The organism is Streptomyces sp. NPDC102441 (assembly GCF_044765585.1).
In the GTDB taxonomy this organism is placed as follows: domain Bacteria; phylum Actinomycetota; class Actinomycetes; order Streptomycetales; family Streptomycetaceae; genus Streptomyces.
The window spans coordinates 107,269-123,070 of record NZ_JBIWKH010000022.1 but is presented as its reverse complement, the minus strand read 5'-3'; the positions used below and the strand labels follow the sequence as shown (position 1 = coordinate 123,070).

The 15,802-nt window shown below is 70.8% G+C and carries 14 protein-coding genes and 1 pseudogene; 14 read left to right on the top strand and 1 reads right to left on the bottom strand.

The genetic code is table 11. The features are described from left to right. The first annotated feature begins 138 nt into the window (after positions 1–138). The 14 genes and pseudogenes from ACIREO_RS36305 to ACIREO_RS36240 all read left to right on the top strand — a co-directional run. Positions 139–795, top strand: coding sequence for a GntR family transcriptional regulator (locus ACIREO_RS36305; protein WP_404118418.1), 657 nt, complete (start codon positions 139–141; stop codon positions 793–795). Between the two features lie 50 nt (positions 796–845). After that, positions 846–1,748, top strand: a complete 903-nt coding sequence (locus tag ACIREO_RS36300; protein WP_404118449.1) for a dihydrodipicolinate synthase family protein — start codon at positions 846–848, stop codon at positions 1,746–1,748. Further along, positions 1,745–3,490, top strand: a complete 1,746-nt coding sequence (gene araD, locus ACIREO_RS36295) for an L-arabinonate dehydratase (RefSeq protein ID WP_404118416.1) — start codon at positions 1,745–1,747, stop codon at positions 3,488–3,490. The genes ACIREO_RS36300 and araD overlap by 4 nt, the downstream gene beginning before the upstream one ends. A gap of 122 nt (positions 3,491–3,612) precedes the next feature. Continuing rightward, positions 3,613–4,551 (top strand): carbohydrate ABC transporter permease, encoded by a 939-nt coding sequence (locus ACIREO_RS36290; RefSeq protein ID WP_404118413.1) that lies wholly within the window; start codon positions 3,613–3,615, stop codon positions 4,549–4,551. Continuing rightward, positions 4,548–5,465, top strand: a complete 918-nt coding sequence (locus ACIREO_RS36285) for a carbohydrate ABC transporter permease (RefSeq protein WP_404118411.1) — start codon at positions 4,548–4,550, stop codon at positions 5,463–5,465. The genes ACIREO_RS36290 and ACIREO_RS36285 overlap by 4 nt, the downstream gene beginning before the upstream one ends. After that, positions 5,462–6,664 (top strand): Gfo/Idh/MocA family protein, encoded by a 1,203-nt coding sequence (locus ACIREO_RS36280; RefSeq protein WP_404118409.1) that lies wholly within the window; start codon positions 5,462–5,464, stop codon positions 6,662–6,664. Before ACIREO_RS36285 ends, ACIREO_RS36280 begins: the two co-directional genes overlap by 4 nt. Further along, positions 6,661–7,485 carry a PmoA family protein gene (locus tag ACIREO_RS36275; RefSeq protein WP_404118406.1) on the top strand — a complete coding sequence of 275 codons (825 nt, stop codon included), beginning with the start codon at positions 6,661–6,663 and terminating at the stop codon, positions 7,483–7,485. The genes ACIREO_RS36280 and ACIREO_RS36275 overlap by 4 nt, the downstream gene beginning before the upstream one ends. After that, on the top strand, positions 7,482–9,029 hold the full coding sequence (locus ACIREO_RS36270; RefSeq protein WP_404118405.1) for a glycoside hydrolase 43 family protein: 1,548 nt from the start codon (positions 7,482–7,484) through the stop codon (positions 9,027–9,029). Before ACIREO_RS36275 ends, ACIREO_RS36270 begins: the two co-directional genes overlap by 4 nt. Before the next feature lie 26 nt (positions 9,030–9,055). Continuing rightward, a complete protein-coding gene (locus ACIREO_RS36265) occupies positions 9,056–9,280 on the top strand; it encodes a hypothetical protein (RefSeq protein ID WP_404118403.1) in 225 nt (74 codons plus the stop codon). Positions 9,281–9,383: 103 nt separating this feature from the next. Continuing rightward, positions 9,384–10,718, top strand: a complete 1,335-nt coding sequence (locus ACIREO_RS36260; RefSeq protein WP_404118400.1) for an ABC transporter substrate-binding protein — start codon at positions 9,384–9,386, stop codon at positions 10,716–10,718. Between the two features lie 131 nt (positions 10,719–10,849). Next, positions 10,850–11,677, top strand: coding sequence for a rhamnogalacturonan acetylesterase (locus tag ACIREO_RS36255; protein ID WP_404118398.1), 828 nt, complete (start codon positions 10,850–10,852; stop codon positions 11,675–11,677). A 55-nt stretch (positions 11,678–11,732) separates the two neighbouring features. Further along, positions 11,733–13,061 (top strand): polysaccharide lyase family 1 protein, encoded by a 1,329-nt coding sequence (locus tag ACIREO_RS36250; protein WP_404118396.1) that lies wholly within the window; start codon positions 11,733–11,735, stop codon positions 13,059–13,061. Positions 13,062–13,166: 105 nt separating this feature from the next. Then, a complete protein-coding gene (locus ACIREO_RS36245) occupies positions 13,167–14,270 on the top strand; it encodes a pectinesterase family protein (protein WP_404118394.1) in 1,104 nt (367 codons plus the stop codon). Positions 14,271–14,329: 59 nt separating this feature from the next. Further along, a pseudogene (locus tag ACIREO_RS36240) lies at positions 14,330–14,930 on the top strand (hypothetical protein); the annotation flags it as partial. Here the strand turns inward: ACIREO_RS36240 and ACIREO_RS36235 are convergent. Continuing rightward, entirely contained in the window at positions 14,890–15,765 is an 876-nt protein-coding gene (locus tag ACIREO_RS36235; protein WP_404118391.1) for a hypothetical protein, read from the bottom strand. The pseudogene ACIREO_RS36240 and the gene ACIREO_RS36235 sit on opposite strands and share 41 nt — an antisense overlap. Positions 15,766–15,802: the final 37 nt, after the last annotated feature.

The following is a 15,802-nucleotide window of genomic DNA, read 5'->3' as shown; positions in this document are numbered from 1 at the left end:
AAGTGCCCCGCGCCATGTTCGCCGAACTTCTTTTGCCAGAAGCGTTGACGAAACATTCCCACCGCTCTAGCTTCATCGCGTCGTACTTCGTACGTCATATATGAGACGCGATACGCGAGATGCGAGAGCTCTTCACCCATGACCTTTGCGCCTGCCCCGATTCCGTCCAGGACCCAGTACGTGCTGGAGGCGATCAAGCACGCGATCCTGACGTCGCAACTGCAACCGGGGCAGGCCCTCGTGGAGACGGAACTCGCCGCGCAGTTCGGGGTGTCGAAGACGCCCGTACGCGAGGCGCTGAAGACGCTCGCGGGAACCGGCCTCGTGGTCATGAGCCAGTACAAGGGTGCCACCGTGCGGCTCGTCGACGCGGCCATGGCCCGTGAGGTGTACGACGTGCGCCTGCTCCTGGAGCCGGAGGCGCTGCGCCGCTCCATCACCCGCAAGGTCTCGCTGGAAGCGGCGCAGGAGGCCCTGGAGCGGGCCGACTCGGCCCTCGACCAGGCGGGCAGGTCGCTCGCCAACCGGGACTTCCACCGTGCCCTCTACGTGCCATGCGGGAACCCGTTGCTCGCCCGGATGCTCGACGAGATCCGCGACCAGGCCGCACTCGTGTCGACCGTGGCCTGGGCGGCGAACCCGTCCTGGGAACGTGAGGCGGCCGAGCACCGCGAGATCCTGCGGCTCGCCCTCGCCGACGACGCGGCGGCCGCGGTGCAGGCCCTGCACGACCACATCGCATCGTTCGTACGCCGTGCCTTCCCCGACGACGAAGACGGGGGTGACACGGCGTGAACCACCAGCTGGACGTATATCACCAGCACCTCGACGAAAGGCCAGTCCGCATGGACCTCTCCCCGCTGAAGGCGGCCCTCGCAGACGTTGTGGCGATCCCGGTGACCCCGTTCGCCGAGGACGGGAGCATCGACGTCCCGGCGCACCGCGCCCTGCTGCGACGGCTGCTCGACGGCGGTGTCCGCATCGTCACCCCGAACGGCAACACCGGTGAGTTCTACGCGCTCACCCCCGACGAGCGGCGAACCGTCACCGAGCTGACCATCGAGGAGGCGGACGGCCGCGCCACCGTCCTGGTGGGCGTCGGTCACGACGTGCCGACCGCCGTGGCCGCCGCGGAGCACGCCAGGGACGCCGGGGCCCAGATGGTGATGGTGCATCAGCCGGTCCACCCCTACGTCTCGCAGGACGGCTGGATCGACTACAACCGGGCCATCGCCGAGGCCGTACCCGGTCTCGGGGTCGTCCCGTACGTCCGCAACCCGCTGCTCGCCGGCGAGCGTCTCGCCGAGCTCGCCGACAGCTGCCCCAACGTCATCGGTGTGAAGTACGCCGTCCCGGACGCCGCCCGCTTCGGCGCGTTCGCCCGGGACGCCGGGCTGGAGCGGTTCGTGTGGGTCGCCGGGCTCGCCGAGCTGTACGCCCCCTCCTACTTCGCGACGGGGGCCACCGGTTTCACCTCCGGACTCGTCAACGTCGCCCCGGGTGTCTCGTTCGCCATGCTGGAAGCGCTGCGGGCGGGTGACTACGTCGCGGCGATGAAGGTCTGGGAGCAGATCCGACGCTTCGAGGACCTGCGCGCCGACCGGCAGTCCGCCAACAACGTGACGGTCGTCAAGGAGGCCCTGGCCTCGCTCGGGCTCTGCCGCCGTGACGTACGCGCTCCGAGCCGGGCACTGCCCGAGGCGCAGCGCGCCGAGGTCGCCGGCCTGGTCGCCGGGTGGTCGATATGACGGACGCCGGCACGGTGGGCCGCCGCATCGCCCCCGAGGAGCTGCGCAGCCACCAGTGGTGGGGCACGGACGGGCTCCGCTCGTTCAGCCACCGCGCCCGCACCCGGCAGCTCGGCTACCTCCCCGAGGAGCACATGGGCAAGCCGGTCATCGCGATCCTCAACACCTGGTCCGACATCAATCCCTGCCATGTACACCTGCGTGAACGTGCACAGGCGGTCAAGCGGGGCGTCTGGCAGGCGGGCGGCTTCCCCCTCGAGTTCCCGGTCTCCACGCTCTCGGAGACCTTCCAGAAGCCCACCCCGATGCTCTACCGCAACATGCTGGCGATGGAGACGGAGGAGCTGCTGCGCTCCTACCCCGTCGACGGCGCCGTGCTGCTGGGCGGGTGCGACAAGTCGACGCCCGCACTGCTGATGGGTGCCGCGTCCGTCGACCTGCCGACGGTCTTCGTGCCCGCCGGGCCGATGCTGCCGGGCCACTGGCGCGACGAGGTCCTGGGCTCCGGCACGGACATGTGGAAGTACTGGGACGACAAGCGGGCCGGTCTGATCGGCGACTGCGAGATGGGCGAGCTGGAGAACGGGCTCGCCCGCTCACCGGGCCACTGCATGACGATGGGCACCGCCTCGACCCTGACGGCCGCCGCCGAGGCGCTGGGCGTCACGGTGCCGGGTGCCTCGTCCATCCCGGCCGTGGACTCCGGGCACGACCGGATGGCGGCACAGTCCGGGCTACGCATCGTGGAACTGGTGTGGCAGCAGCTGAAGTTGTCGCAGCTCCTCACGGCGGAGGCCTACGAGGACGCTGTCGCCACCGTGCTCGCGCTCGGCGGTTCCACCAACGCCGTCATCCACCTGATCGCGATGGCCGGCCGCTCCGGGGTGAAGCTCACCCTGGACGACTTCGACCGCATCGCCCGCACCGTGCCCGTCCTCGCCAACCTCCGCCCCGGCGGAAAGTACCTGATGGAGGACTTCCACTTCGCCGGAGGGCTGCCCGGATTCCTGGCGCGGCTCACCGACGTACTCCACCTGGACCGGCCCACCGTCGCGCACTCCACGATGCGCGAACAGCTCGACGGGGCGCTCGTCCACAACACCGACGTCATCAGGGAGCGTGACAACCCGCTGGCGGAGGAGGGCGGTGTGGCGGTCCTGCGCGGCAACCTCTGCCCCGACGGCGCGGTCATCAAGCACATCGCCGCCGAGCCGCACCTGCTGCGCCACACCGGCCCCGCGGTCGTCTTCGACGACTACAAGGAGATGCAGCGCACGATCAACGACCCGGCCCTGGCCCTCACCCCGGACCATGTGCTGGTGCTCCGCAACGCCGGACCCAAGGGCGGCCCCGGCATGCCCGAGTACGGCATGCTGCCGATCCCCGACTACCTGCTGAAGCAGGGTGTACGGGACATGGTGCGCCTCTCCGACGCCCGGATGAGCGGCACCAGTTACGGGGCCTGCGTCCTGCACATCGCACCCGAGTCCTTCGTCGGCGGACCGCTCGCGCTGGTGCGCACCGGTGACCTGATCACGCTCGACGTCGAGGCACGGCTGCTCCACCTCGACGTGACCGACGAGGAACTGGAGCTCCGCAGGTCCGGGTGGACCGAGCCGCCCGCCCGCTACGGGCGCGGCTACGGGGCGCTCTACCAGGACCAGATCACCCAGGCGGACACCGGCTGCGACTTCACGTTCCTGGCCAGGCAGGGAGAAGTGCCCGACCCCTACGCGGGCTGAACCGGGCGAAGAGAATTCCGCGCACCGCCTCGTCCGGGATACCGAACGGCATGCGGTAAGCGCTTGCATCATGCACCGAAAGCACGGCACATCCAGCACTTTCCAGAGATCGGAGACGCGTCATGGCCCAATCCGCAGCCGTGGCCACACCGCCCCCCAAGGGGAAGGCGTCCAAGCGCCGCTCGGCCACCCCCCGCCGCCTGCCGTACCTGCTGATCGCGCCGGCGGGCCTGTTGATGCTGGGGTTCATCGCCTACCCGGTGGTCAGCGTCTTCTACTACAGCCTCCAGAACTACAACGTCACCAAGCCGTGGCGGAACGGCTTCGCGGGCTTCGACAACTTCATCAAGATCTTCACCGAGGACGAGCAGTTCTGGCCGACGCTCGGCTTCAGCGCCCAGTGGGTCTTCACCCAGGTGACCCTGCAACTCGCGCTCGGCCTCGCCCTCGCGCTGATCGTCAACCAGAGCTTCATCGGCCGCGGGATATCCCGCGCCATGGTCTTCTCACCCTGGGCGGTCTCCGGGGTACTCACCAGCACCATCTGGATCCTGCTCTACAACTCCTCGACCGGCTTCAGCCGCTACCTCGCGGACGCCGGCATCGGTGAGTACGGCACCTCGGTCCTCTCCGACACCGGGACCGTCTTCTGGGCGGCGACCATCTCCGAACTCTGGCGCGGAGTCCCCTTCTTCGCCATTCTCATCCTCGCCGACCTCCAGTCCGTCTCCAAGGAGCTGTACGAGGCGGCGTCGGTGGACGGAGCGGGCCGGCTGCGGCAGTTCTTCCACATCACGCTCCCGCACCTGCGCGACGCGATCATCCTGGCCACCCTGCTGCGCGGGGTCTGGGAGTTCAACAACGTCGACCTGCTCTACACCCTCACCGGCGGCGGGCCCGCGGGCGAGACCACCACCTTGCCCCTCTACGTCGCCAACACAGGCATCGAGGGCCACGACTTCGGATACGCCTCCGCGCTCACCACCGTCGCCTTCGTGATCCTCCTCTTCTGCTCGATCGTCTATCTGCGCCTGAGCAAGTTCGGAGGCGACAACAAGTGACTGCCGCACTCGTGGAGAAGAACGACGCCCGCACCCCGGGACTGTCCGGGGGCAACGACCTCCCGCCGCCCTCCTCGCACCGCCGCTCCAAGCGCGAGCGTGCCTTCGACGACGTCCCGCGCTGGCAGATCTACGTGCCGCTCGGCATCTATCTGCTCTTCACGCTCATCCCGTTCTACTGGATGCTCCTCTTCGCCGTACGGCCCGCGGGGTCCACCTCGCTGGTGCCCTGGCCGATGACGGGGGACCACTTCTCCAAGGTCTGGAACGAGCGCAGCTTCGCCCTCTTCTTCCAGAACAGCATGATGGTCGGCATCGCGACGCTGATCGCCACGACCCTGGTCGCGCTGGCCGGCGGCTACGCCCTGGCCCGGTTCAACTTCAAGATCAAGGGCGCCTTCATGCTGGCGCTGCTCTGCTCGCAGTTCATCCCGGGCGCCCTGATGCTCGTGCCGCTCTTCGAGATCTTCAAGAACCTCCAGATGATCAACTCCCTGGGGAGTGTCGTCATCGCGGAGACCGTCTTCCAGCTGCCCCTCTCGATCATCCTGATCAGCGGCTTCATCAAGAACGTGCCGGTCTCCCTCGAAGAGGCCGCCTGGGTGGACGGCTGCTCGCGCTTCAAGGCGTTCTGCGCCGTCGTCCTGCCGCTGCTGCGCCCCGGACTGATCGCGGTCGGGTCGTTCGCCTTCGTCCACAGCTGGAACCACTTCCTCTTCGCCCTGATGTTCCTCAGCGAACAGGACAAGCAGACGATCCCGGTCGGCCTCAACACCCTGATCGGCGCCGACAGCGTCGACCTGGGCGCGCTGGCCGCGGGCGGTGTCATCGCCGCCGTGCCCGTGGTGATCGTCTTCGCCTTCATCCAGAAGTGGCTCATCACCGGCTTCAGCGCCGGCGCCGTGAAGGGATGACGGACATGACCCGGACGCACCACCCGACGCGTGCGACCACCCCACTGCCCCTGGTCCTGGCCGGAGCCCGCGGCCACGGCCGCTGGCACCTCGCCAACATCCGCCGCCTCCAGCACCAGGGCCTGGTCAGGCTGGCCGGGATCTGCGAACTGAACCCGCTGACCGACGGTGAACTCGACATGTTCGCCGGGGAGATGCCCGAACAGTCCGCCGACTTCGGGGCTCTCCTGGACTCCACCGGCGCCCGCGCCGCCGTCATCTGCACCCCCATCCCGACACACACCACGCTGGCCCTGACCGCCGCGGCCCGTGGCGTGCACCTCCTCCTGGAGAAGCCGCCCGCCGCGACCTGGGACGACTACGCCCGCATGGCCGACGGGGTACGCGAGGCGGGCATCGCCTGCCAGGTCGGCTTCCAGTCCCTCGGCTCGCACGCCGTGCCCGCCGTCAAGGAGCTCGTACGCGCCGGGTCGATCGGCACCGTCCGGGGCATCGGCGCCGCCGGAGCCTGGGTCCGCGACGACGCCTACTTCCGGCGGGCACCGTGGGCCGGGCGCCGCCGGATGGGCGAAACCGACGTGGTCGACGGGGTGCTCACCAATCCGCTGGCGCACGCCGTCGCCACGGCGCTGGAACTCGCCGGCCGGGGAACGGCCGAGGACGTGGCGTCCATCGAGACCGAGCTGTTCCGGGCCCACGACATCGAGTCCGACGACACCAGCTGCGTCCGGATCACCACCACCGACGGGATGCCGGTGACCATCGCGGTCACCCTCTGCGCGGAGGAGGCAGGCGAGCCGTATGTGATCGTCCACGGCGACCGCGGCCGGATCACCTTCTGGTACAAGCAGGACCGGGTCCTCGTGCAGCGCGCCGGACACGGCCCCGAGGAGACCGTGCACGGGAGGACCGACCTCCTGGAGAACCTCGCCGACCACCTGGAGCAGGGCACCGCGCTCCTCGTGCCGCCGGAGCGCACCGGCGCGTTCATGCGGGTCCTCGAGGCCGTACGCACCGCACCCGAGCCCACCGCGCTGCCCGCCACCGCGTGGCACACCCGGCCCGCTGACCAGGGCGACGGCGTACGGCGCATCGTGCGCGGCATCGACGGCACCGTCGCCGCCGCGGCCGACACCCTCACCCTCTTCTCCGAACTAGGCGCCTCCTGGGCGCGACCCAGCGAGGTGAGCACACCATGACCACCGCACTCCTCAGCTGCGCCGGACGCCCCGTCGGCCGCTACGGCTACGGGCCCGAGACGGGCAGCCGCCCCTATCTGCACCCCGTCACCACGCTCGCCGGCACCCCCGTCACCGAGGAGCGGCCGGCCGACCACGTCCACCACCTCGGCGCGTCCGTCGCGGTGCCCGACGTGGCCGGACACAACTTCTGGGGCGGGCGCACCTACGTCCGCGACCAGGGCCCCACCGTGCTCGACAACCACGGGACGCAACGCCACCTCGGCTGGAAGCTCCGCGACCCGGACGGCTTCGTGGAGGAGCTCAGCTGGGAGGCCGGCGGAACCGAGCTGCTGCGCGAGCACCGCACCGTCGCGGCGGCCGGACTCTCCGACACCGCCTGGGCGCTGGACTTCTCCTTCTCCCTCTCCAACCGCGGCAGCACGGACCTCTCCATCGGCAGCCCCGCCACCAACGGACGCCCCGGCGCCGGATACGGCGGCTTCTTCTGGCGCGCCCCCAAGGCGGCCGAGCCGCCCGCCGTGTTCAGCGGAACGCTCGACGGCGAGGAAGCCGTGCACGGCAGGGCCGCCGACTGGCTGGCCCTCGCCGGGGACGGCTGGACGCTCGTCTTCGCCGGCGCGACCGACGAGACCCGGCGCGACCCGTGGTTCGTACGCACCACCGAATACCCGGGGGTCGGCTCCTCACTCGCCGCGGACCGCCGGCTGCCCGTCGCGGCCGGGGCCACCGTCGTGCGCCGGGTCGTCACCGTCGTCGCCGACGGCCGGCTCGACCGGGACGCCGCGGCGGCCCACGTCCGTAAGGCGGTCTCCGCATGACGATGCCCTGGACGGCCGACCCCGGGGACGGCACCTACCGCAACCCGGTCCTGAACGCCGACTGGTCCGACCCGGACGTCGTACGCGTCGGCGACGACTACTACCTCACCGCGTCCAGCTTCGGCCGCGTCCCCGGGCTGCCCCTGCTGCACTCCCGCGACCTCGTCAACTGGACCCTGGTCGGCCACGCACTCGACCGGCTCGGACCGGATGCCGACTTCGCGGTGCCCCGCCACGACTGCGGGGTCTGGGCGCCCTCCCTGCGCCACCACGCGGGACGCTTCTGGATCTTCTGGGGCGACCCCGACCACGGCATCCAGCAGATCAACGCCGAGGACATCCGCGGCCCCTGGAGCGCCCCGCACCTCGTCAAGTCCGGCAAGGGCCTCATCGACGCGTGCCCCCTGTGGGACGAGGAGACCGGCGAGGCCTACCTGGTGCACGCCTGGGCGAAGTCCCGTTCCGGCATCAAGAACCGGCTCACCGGCCACCGGATGACCCCCGACGGACGCGAACTGCTCGACGAGGGCACCACCCTGATCGACGCCGACACGATCCCGGGCTGGTTCACCCTGGAGGGCCCCAAGCTCTACCTCCACGACGGCTGGTTCTGGATCTTCGCCCCGGCAGGGGGAGTGGAGACCGGCTGGCAGGGCGCCTTCCGCTCGCGGACGTTCGACGGCCCCTACGAGGAGCGGGTCGTCCTGGCGCAGGGCACCACCGAGGTCAACGGTCCGCACCAGGGCGGCTGGGTCAGGACCGCCGCCGGTGAGGACTGGTTCCTGCACTTCCAGTCCCGCGGAGCGTACGGCCGTGTGGTGCACCTCCAGCCGATGCGCTGGGAGGGGGGCTGGCCGGTCATCGGCGACGAGGGTGAACCCGTCCTCGTGCACCGCCGCCCGAAGGCCCCGGAGCAGACCGTCGAAGCTCCGGCCTCCAGTGACGACTTCCCGGGTGGCCGGTACGGCCGTCAGTGGCAGTGGGCGGCCAACCCGCGGCCCGGCTGGACGGTCGGCCACGGTGGCGACGGGCTGCGCCTGAGCTGCGTACGGACCGCGTACGGGCACGATCTGCGCGCCCTGCCCAACGTCCTGGTGCAGCGGCTGCCCGCCGAGGAGTTCACCGTCGAGACCGGGATCACGCTGGACTCCCGTGAACCGGGGGCCAAGGCCGGTCTCGCCGTGCTCGGCGACGCGTTCTCTTGGATCGGCCTGGAGGCCGGGGCCGACGGGACGGCCGCCCTCGTGCACCGGTACGCCGAAGCCGTCGCCGAGCACGAGCGGGACGCCGCACACCCCCGCCCCGCGCCCGGGGCCTCCCTCCGCGTCCGTATCGAGGTCACCCGGGGCGCCCGCTGCCGCTTCTACGCCGACACCGGCGACGGGGCCGGCTTCCAGGCGTCGGGCCAGGTCTTCGCCGCCACCCCCTGGCGCTGGGTGGGAGCGCTCCTAGGCCTCTTCGCCACCGCTCCGACCGGGACAGGGCCGTCCGGAACAGCCGGCTTCACCGCATTCCGCACCACCGGAACACCAACCGGAACCTGACCCCGCACCGCTTTGGGAGAGTCGCAATGACGCACCTCCGTACCGAGCGCACCAGAGCGAGAACACTGGTCACGGCGATCGCCCTCGCCGCCGCCTTCCTCCTGCCCACCGTCCCGGACGGGGCATCGGCCGCCACCGGGACGCAGCCCGCGGCGCACCACAGCGGCGGCCCCGCCGGCGAGGTGGTCACCGTCACCACCGGCTTCGACGCGATCCGGATGGACAACGCGGACCACGACCGAAGCTCGTGACCCGGAACGCGGGCCCGCAGAAGCACGTCGGCGCCGCGCCGCGGCGCACACACCACTGACCTCCCCCCACGTACGCGTACAGATCCGAGAGAGAAGAGCAGACATGAACATCTCGAAGACGCTCCGGGGACGTGCCGCGACCGCGGTGTCCCTCACGGCGGTCCTGGCCCTCGGGGCCACCGCCTGTGGCGACGACGGCAGCAGCTCGGGCACGGAGGGCAGCGGGAAGGGCGAGATCACCTTCTGGGACAACAACGGCGGCCCGAGGACCGCCATCTGGACCGAGATCATCAAGGATTTCGAGAAGGAGAACCCGGACATCAAGGTCAAGTACGTCCCGATCCCGATCGCCGACGTCCAGTCCAAGTACGACACGGCCATCGCGGGCGGCGGTCTGCCCGACGTGGGCGGCGTCGGCACCGCGTACCTGGCCAACATCGTGTCCCAGGAGGCCCTGGAGCCGATCAGCGACCGGCTGGAGAAGTCGGAGCTGAAGGGCAAACTCGTCGACAACATGGTCGAGAGCGTGAGAGCCGCGGCCGGCCGGGGCGACGACATGTACACCGTGCCGACCTCCGCCAACAACGGAGCGCTCTGGTACCGCACCGACCTGTTCGACGCGGCGAAGCTCGAGGCGCCCACCACCTGGCCCAAGTTCTACGAGGCGGCCGACAAGCTCACCGACGCCAAGAACAACAAGTTCGGCTACACCATCCGCGGCGGCGCCGGCTCCATCGCGCAGGCCCTGGACGCGATCTACGGCCAGTCCGGAATCACGGACTTCTGGGACGGCGAGAAGACGACCCTGAACGACCCGAAGAACGTCGCGGCACTGGAGAAGTACGCCGCCCTCTTCAAGAAGACGACGCCGTCCGCCGACGTCAACAACGACTTCACCAAGATGGTCGCCCAGTGGGACACCGGCACCATCGGGATGCTCAGCCACAACCTCGGCTCCTACCAGGACCACCTGAAGGCGCTGGGCGAGGGCAAGTTCGCCGGCATACCCGCCCCCATCGGGGAGGGCGGCACGCGCGTCCAGGTCTCCAACCCCGTCGACGGTCTCGGCCTCTTCCGGTCCAGCAAGAACAAGAACGCCGCCTGGAAGTTCATCGAGTTCGCGGCCTCGCACGAGTCCAACAGCAAGTGGAACGAGTCCGCAGGCGCCATCCCGGCCAACACCGAGGCGGCCAAGGACCCGTGGATCAATGAGACCGAGCCGACCGCGCTCGCCGCGAAGGCCCTCACCGACGGCTCCACCAAGATCGTCGACCTGCCGTACTACCTGCCCGACTGGAACAACATCAGCAAGGCCGACAACGAGCCGGAGTTCCAGAAGCTGCTCCTCGGCAAGGTCACGGCCAAGGCCTTCCTGGACAAGATGGCCGGCGAGCTGAACGCCTCCCAGAAGGAGTGGACGGAGCTGGGCAACGGCTGATCCCGGCCGCACCGCCCCAGCCCCGCCCCCATTGACCGGGGGACCGGCGGCGGTCCGGGTCGCACCCCGCCGCCGGTCCCTCTTCCAGCGCACCACCACACGTTTGTCCTCCGAGAGAGGCAGATCATCCTGTGTCACTCACCCGTAGACAGACGGCAGCCGCGCTCCTCGCGCTGCCCCTCGCCCTCACCGCCGGCCCCGCGTTCGCGCACGGCGGCGGCGGGGACAGGCCCCGGACCCGGACACTCCACATCGCGGGAGACTCCACGGCGGCCCAGAAGTACGCCGACGCCGCGCCCGAGACCGGCTGGGGCATGGCCCTGCCCTTCTTCCTCGGCCGTGCGCTCACCGTCGCCAACCACGCGGTGAACGGCCGGAGTTCAAAGAGCTTCATCGACGAGGGCCGTCTCGCCACCCTCCTGGAAGGCGTCCGCCCGGGCGACCTGGTGCTCATCCAGTTCGGGCACAACGACGAGAAGACCGAGGACCCCGCCCGGGGCACCGACCCGTACACCACCTACCAGGAGTATCTGCGCCAGTACACCAAGGGCGCCCGAGCCCGTCGCGCGGAGCCCGTGCTGATCACCCCGGTCGAGCGCCGCCGCTTCGCCGAGGACGGCACCGCGAAGCCCACCCACGGGGAGTACCCCGCCGCGATGCGCGCCCTGGCGTCCGAGGAGGGCGTGACCCTCCTCGACATGCAGGCGCTCTCCCTCGCGCGCTGGCAGGAACTCGGCCCCGACGGGACCGAGGCGTACTTCAACTGGCTCGAGCCCGGGGAGTCGCCGAACTACCCGGACGGCAACCAGGACAACACCCACTTCCGTCCCGACGGCGCGGTCGAGGTGGCCAGGATGACCACCCGCGCCCTGCTGGACCGGCGCGTACTCGCCCCGCGCGACGTGCGCCGTCTCGACGGGCCGGTGCCCGGGACATGGATCACCTGGCCGCAGGCCTGATCCACGCTCCCACTTCTCCTCTTCCATTCACGCGTACGACAGTTAGGGATCCGCCATGCCCGCACGCATGAGACACGTCCGCGCCATCGCGGTGGTGATGGGCTGCACCTCGCTCGCCCTCGCGGTGAGCCTCCCCGCCCAGGCCTCCTCCCACCACGGCAAGGGAATCGAGCGCTCCGTACTCGCCCCGGGCGACGGCTGGGCCGCCGCCGAGGGCTCCACCACGGGCGGGGCGAAGGCCACCCCCGACCACATCTACACCGTGACCAACCGGGCCGAGCTCATCGCCGCCTTCGAGGACGCCGGGGACGCGCCGAAGATCGTCAGGATCGCCGGCACCGTCCACGGCAACTCCGACGCGGCCGGCACCCCGATCGGCTGCGAGGCCTACCAGCAGGACGGCTACACCCTGGAGAAGTACCTCGCCGCCTACGACCCGGCCGTCTGGGGCACCGAGGAGGTCCCCTCGGGGCCGCTGGAGGGCGCCCGTGTCGCGTCCGCGAAGATGCAGGCGGCCGCGGTCAACGTGAACGTCCCGTCCAACACCACGCTCGTCGGCGTCGGCAAGGACGCCACGGTCGTCGGTGCCAGCCTCCAGGTGAAGAACGTCTCGAACGTCATCGTCCGCAACATCTCCTTCGAGGACACCTACGACTGCTTCCCCCAGTGGGACCCGACCGACGGCGACACCGGCCACTGGAACTCCGAGTACGACAACCTGGTCGTCCACGGCTCCCGCCATGTCTGGGTCGACCACAACACCTTCAGCGACGGTGACCGCCCCGACGCCGACCAGCCCCGCTACTTCAACGAGCTGTTCCAGCAGCACGACGGGCTCTTCGACATCGTCCGTGGCGCCGACCTCGTCACCGTGTCGTGGAACGTCCTCAAGGACCACGACAAGACGATGCTCATCGGCAACAGCGACAGCGCCGGGGCCGACGACCGGGGCAAGCTCCGGGTGACCCTGCACCACAACCTCTTCAAGGACGTCAACGAGCGCGCGCCCCGCGTCCGCTTCGGCCAGGTCGACTCGTACAACAACCACTTCGTCGCCTCCAGGGGCGCCGCGTACGGCTACACCTACGGCATCGGTGCCGAGTCACAACTCGTCGCCGAGCACAACGCGTTCACCGTCGCCAAGGGCTTCGACAAGGCCACCGTCCTCAAGAAGTGGTCCGAGTCCTCCCTCACCGCCGGGGACAACTACGTCAACGGGCGGAAGACCGACCTGATCGCCGTGCACAACGCGGGCGTCCCCGCCGAGCACCTCACCGAGGGCGCCGGCTGGACCCCGAAGCTCCGCACGAAGGTCGACCACCCCCTGCTCGTCCCCCTGCTGGTGGGCCTCAAGGCCGGCGCCGGCAACCCGTCGGTCCGCTGACCCCTGCCCCACCCCGGTCCCGGCCGGAGCGGCACCGCACCCTTCCACCACCCCGGAGGGCGCCGCTCCGGCCGTACCTCTCCTCTCTTCGCAAGGAGTACCGCCATGCCCAGCAGACGCAGTGCGCTGACCCTGCTCGCGGGCGCGGGCGCCGCCCTCGCCCTCGGCACACCCGCCGCCCAGGCCACGCCCGCGCACCACAGCCCCTTCGGCCGCTACGGTTCACCGTCGCGGCGCCTCGACGCCCGCACGCTCTACGTCGACCGGCACGGCAGGGGCGACCACACCGACGTGCAGTCCGCCGTCGACGCAGCGTCCGGCACCGGCCACACCCTGGTGCTCGCCCCCGGTACCTACCGCTCCACGGTCCTCGTCACCGCCGACCGGGCGGACCTCACACTGATCGGCGCGAGCGGCGACCCCCGCGACACCGTCATCGTGTACGGCAACGCGGCCGGTACGCCCAAGCCCGACGGGTCCGGCACCTACGGCACGAGCGGATCGGCCACCGTCACCGTCCAGGCCGCCGGCTTCACCGCCCGCGACATGACCTTCGCCAACGACTGGCTGCGCTCCGACAACCCGGAGTACACCGGCACCCAGGCCGTCGCGGTCAAGGTGCAGGGCGACCGCTCCGCGTTCTACGGCTGCCGCTTCCTCGGCCACCAGGACACCCTGTACTCCGACTCCCTCGCCCTGACCGACTTCGCCCGCCAGTACTACCGCGACTGCTACATGGAGGGAGACGTCGACTTCGTCTTCGGCCGTGCCACCGCCGTCTACGACCGCTGCCACTTCCGCACCCTGACCCGCACCGACCTGGGCTCGGCCCCGTACGGCTTCGTCTTCGCACCCAGCACCGCCGGAGCCAACCCGCGCGGCTACCTGGTCCTGCGCTCCCGGGTCACCACCACCGCCCCCGACGCGTACTACAAGCTGGCGCGCCCCTGGGTGCCCTCCTCGGACCTCACGGCCCACCCGATGCTGACCGTCCGCGACAGCCACCTCGGCGCGGGCATCGACGCGGTCACGCCGTACGGCACGATGTCCTCGGGCTTCCCGTGGCAGGACCAGCGCTTCGCCGAATACCGCAACACCGGCCCCGGCGCCCGCATCACCGTCCCGGGCAACCGTCCGCAGCTGACCGCCTCCGAGGCCCGCGCGCACACCGCCGCCGGATACCTGGGCGACTGGCGCCCCCACGCGTGAACCTGGGGATCACCGGACGGGTCCTGCCCGCCTTCTACGAGCGGCTCAGGGACGAACTCACCTGCGGCTCCCTGCTGGTGCCCCACGGGACGGGTCCCTTCCCCGCGGTGCTGGTCCTTCACGACCACGGGTCCGAGTTCACGATCGGCCGGGAGAAGGCCGTACGGCCCCGGTCGGACCCGGACCGCCTCGCGCGGGCCACCGCATGGGCGGACCGGTACTACGACGGCCGGTTCATCGGCGACGAACTGGCCGCACGCGGCTACGCCATGCTCGCCGTGGACACCCTGGGCTGGGGCGACCGCGGCCCGCTCGCCTACGAGGACCAGCAGGCGCTGGCCGCCAGCCTCCTCCAGCTGCGTGGCGTCCCTCGCCGCCCCCAAGCCCGCACTGTTCCACGCGGGCGGACGGGACCACCTCTTCACGACGGCGGGGGTGGAAGCGGCGTACACGAAACTGCGCGCGGTGTGGGAGTCGCAGGGAGCGGGCGACCGGCTCACCACCACCGTGTGGCCGGACGTCGGCCATGCCTTCACGGCGGCCATGCAGGACCAGGTGTTCGGCTGGCTGGACACATGGCTGGGCGCTCCGGTCCGGGAGCCGGCGCCCGGGCTGCCGGCTACGTCCGGTGCCGAGGGCGGCCCGCCGCTCTCTTGGTGACGGTCTTCGCCGCAGACGACTTCTTCGCCACGGCCTTCTTGGCCGTCGGGTTCTTGGCCGTCGGCTTCTCGGCGGGGGCGGCCTTTCTCTCCGCAGCCCGGGTCGCCTTCTTCGCGGGAGCCTTGCGGCGGGGCTTGTCCGGCTCGGCGGAGCGCTCCGGAGCTCTGCGCCGACGGCGGGCGGCCGGGCGGCCGGAGCCCTCCTCCGCCTTCTCCTCCTGCCCGCCTTCGAGCCCCTCCTCGCCGACCTCCTCGACGGCGTCCGCGGCGCTGCGGCCCACGTCGTCGACGGCGGAGCCCGCTCCGGAGCCGACGTCTTCCACCGCCGTGCCTGTGCCCGCACCGACGGACTCGACCGCGCTCCCCGCTCCCCGGCCGACCTCGCTCACCGCCGCGCCGGCACCCTCGCCCAGCTCTCCCGCGGCCCGGCCGGTGCCGGCCCCGACGTCCTCGACCGCCGCACCCACGCCGCGGGTCAGCTGTTCGAGAATCTGCGGGTTGCGGTCCACCGTGGCCAGCAGCCGGGTGACGATGGCGGCGATGTGGTGGAGCCGCACCTTGAGCTGGGCCTGGACATCCACACCCTCGATACCCAGTTGGACCCGCCCGAGCCGCACATCCGCCCCGACGTTCAGCTTCAGAAGGTCCAGCACCTCGGCCTTCAGGGAGACGTGGGCCTCCAGGTCGTCGACCTCCAGGTCCAGCTTGTCCACATGCAGGGCGGGTACGTCCAGGAAGACGTCCGACGGCCCCTCGTCGGGTCCGCCGTCCCCCGGGGCCACGATCTCGGCGTCCGGGTCCCGGCCCTCGCGGCCGGTGCTGTCGGAGCTGGGCATGCGCGCACATCCTCGGTAGGTTCCCCGAGCAGGATCC

Bases quoted from the DNA above. Each gene is read 5' to 3' on its own strand.
- ACIREO_RS36245 (WP_404118394.1), top strand. From the start codon at position 13,167: ATGCCCAGCAGACGCAGTGCGCTGACCCTGCTCGCGGGCGCGGGCGCC.
- ACIREO_RS36250 (WP_404118396.1), top strand. From the start codon at position 11,733: ATGCCCGCACGCATGAGACACGTCCGCGCCATCGCGGTGGTGATGGGC.
- ACIREO_RS36280 (WP_404118409.1), top strand. From the start codon at position 5,462: ATGACGGACATGACCCGGACGCACCACCCGACGCGTGCGACCACCCCA.
- ACIREO_RS36270 (WP_404118405.1), top strand. From the start codon at position 7,482: ATGACGATGCCCTGGACGGCCGACCCCGGGGACGGCACCTACCGCAAC.
- ACIREO_RS36275 (WP_404118406.1), top strand. From the start codon at position 6,661: ATGACCACCGCACTCCTCAGCTGCGCCGGACGCCCCGTCGGCCGCTAC.
- ACIREO_RS36290 (WP_404118413.1), top strand. From the start codon at position 3,613: ATGGCCCAATCCGCAGCCGTGGCCACACCGCCCCCCAAGGGGAAGGCG.
- ACIREO_RS36300 (WP_404118449.1), top strand. From the start codon at position 846: ATGGACCTCTCCCCGCTGAAGGCGGCCCTCGCAGACGTTGTGGCGATC.
- ACIREO_RS36305 (WP_404118418.1), top strand. From the start codon at position 139: ATGACCTTTGCGCCTGCCCCGATTCCGTCCAGGACCCAGTACGTGCTG.
- ACIREO_RS36235 (WP_404118391.1), bottom strand. From the start codon at position 15,765: ATGCCCAGCTCCGACAGCACCGGCCGCGAGGGCCGGGACCCGGACGCC.
- araD (WP_404118416.1), top strand. From the start codon at position 1,745: ATGACGGACGCCGGCACGGTGGGCCGCCGCATCGCCCCCGAGGAGCTG.
- ACIREO_RS36265 (WP_404118403.1), top strand. From the start codon at position 9,056: ATGACGCACCTCCGTACCGAGCGCACCAGAGCGAGAACACTGGTCACG.
- ACIREO_RS36260 (WP_404118400.1), top strand. From the start codon at position 9,384: ATGAACATCTCGAAGACGCTCCGGGGACGTGCCGCGACCGCGGTGTCC.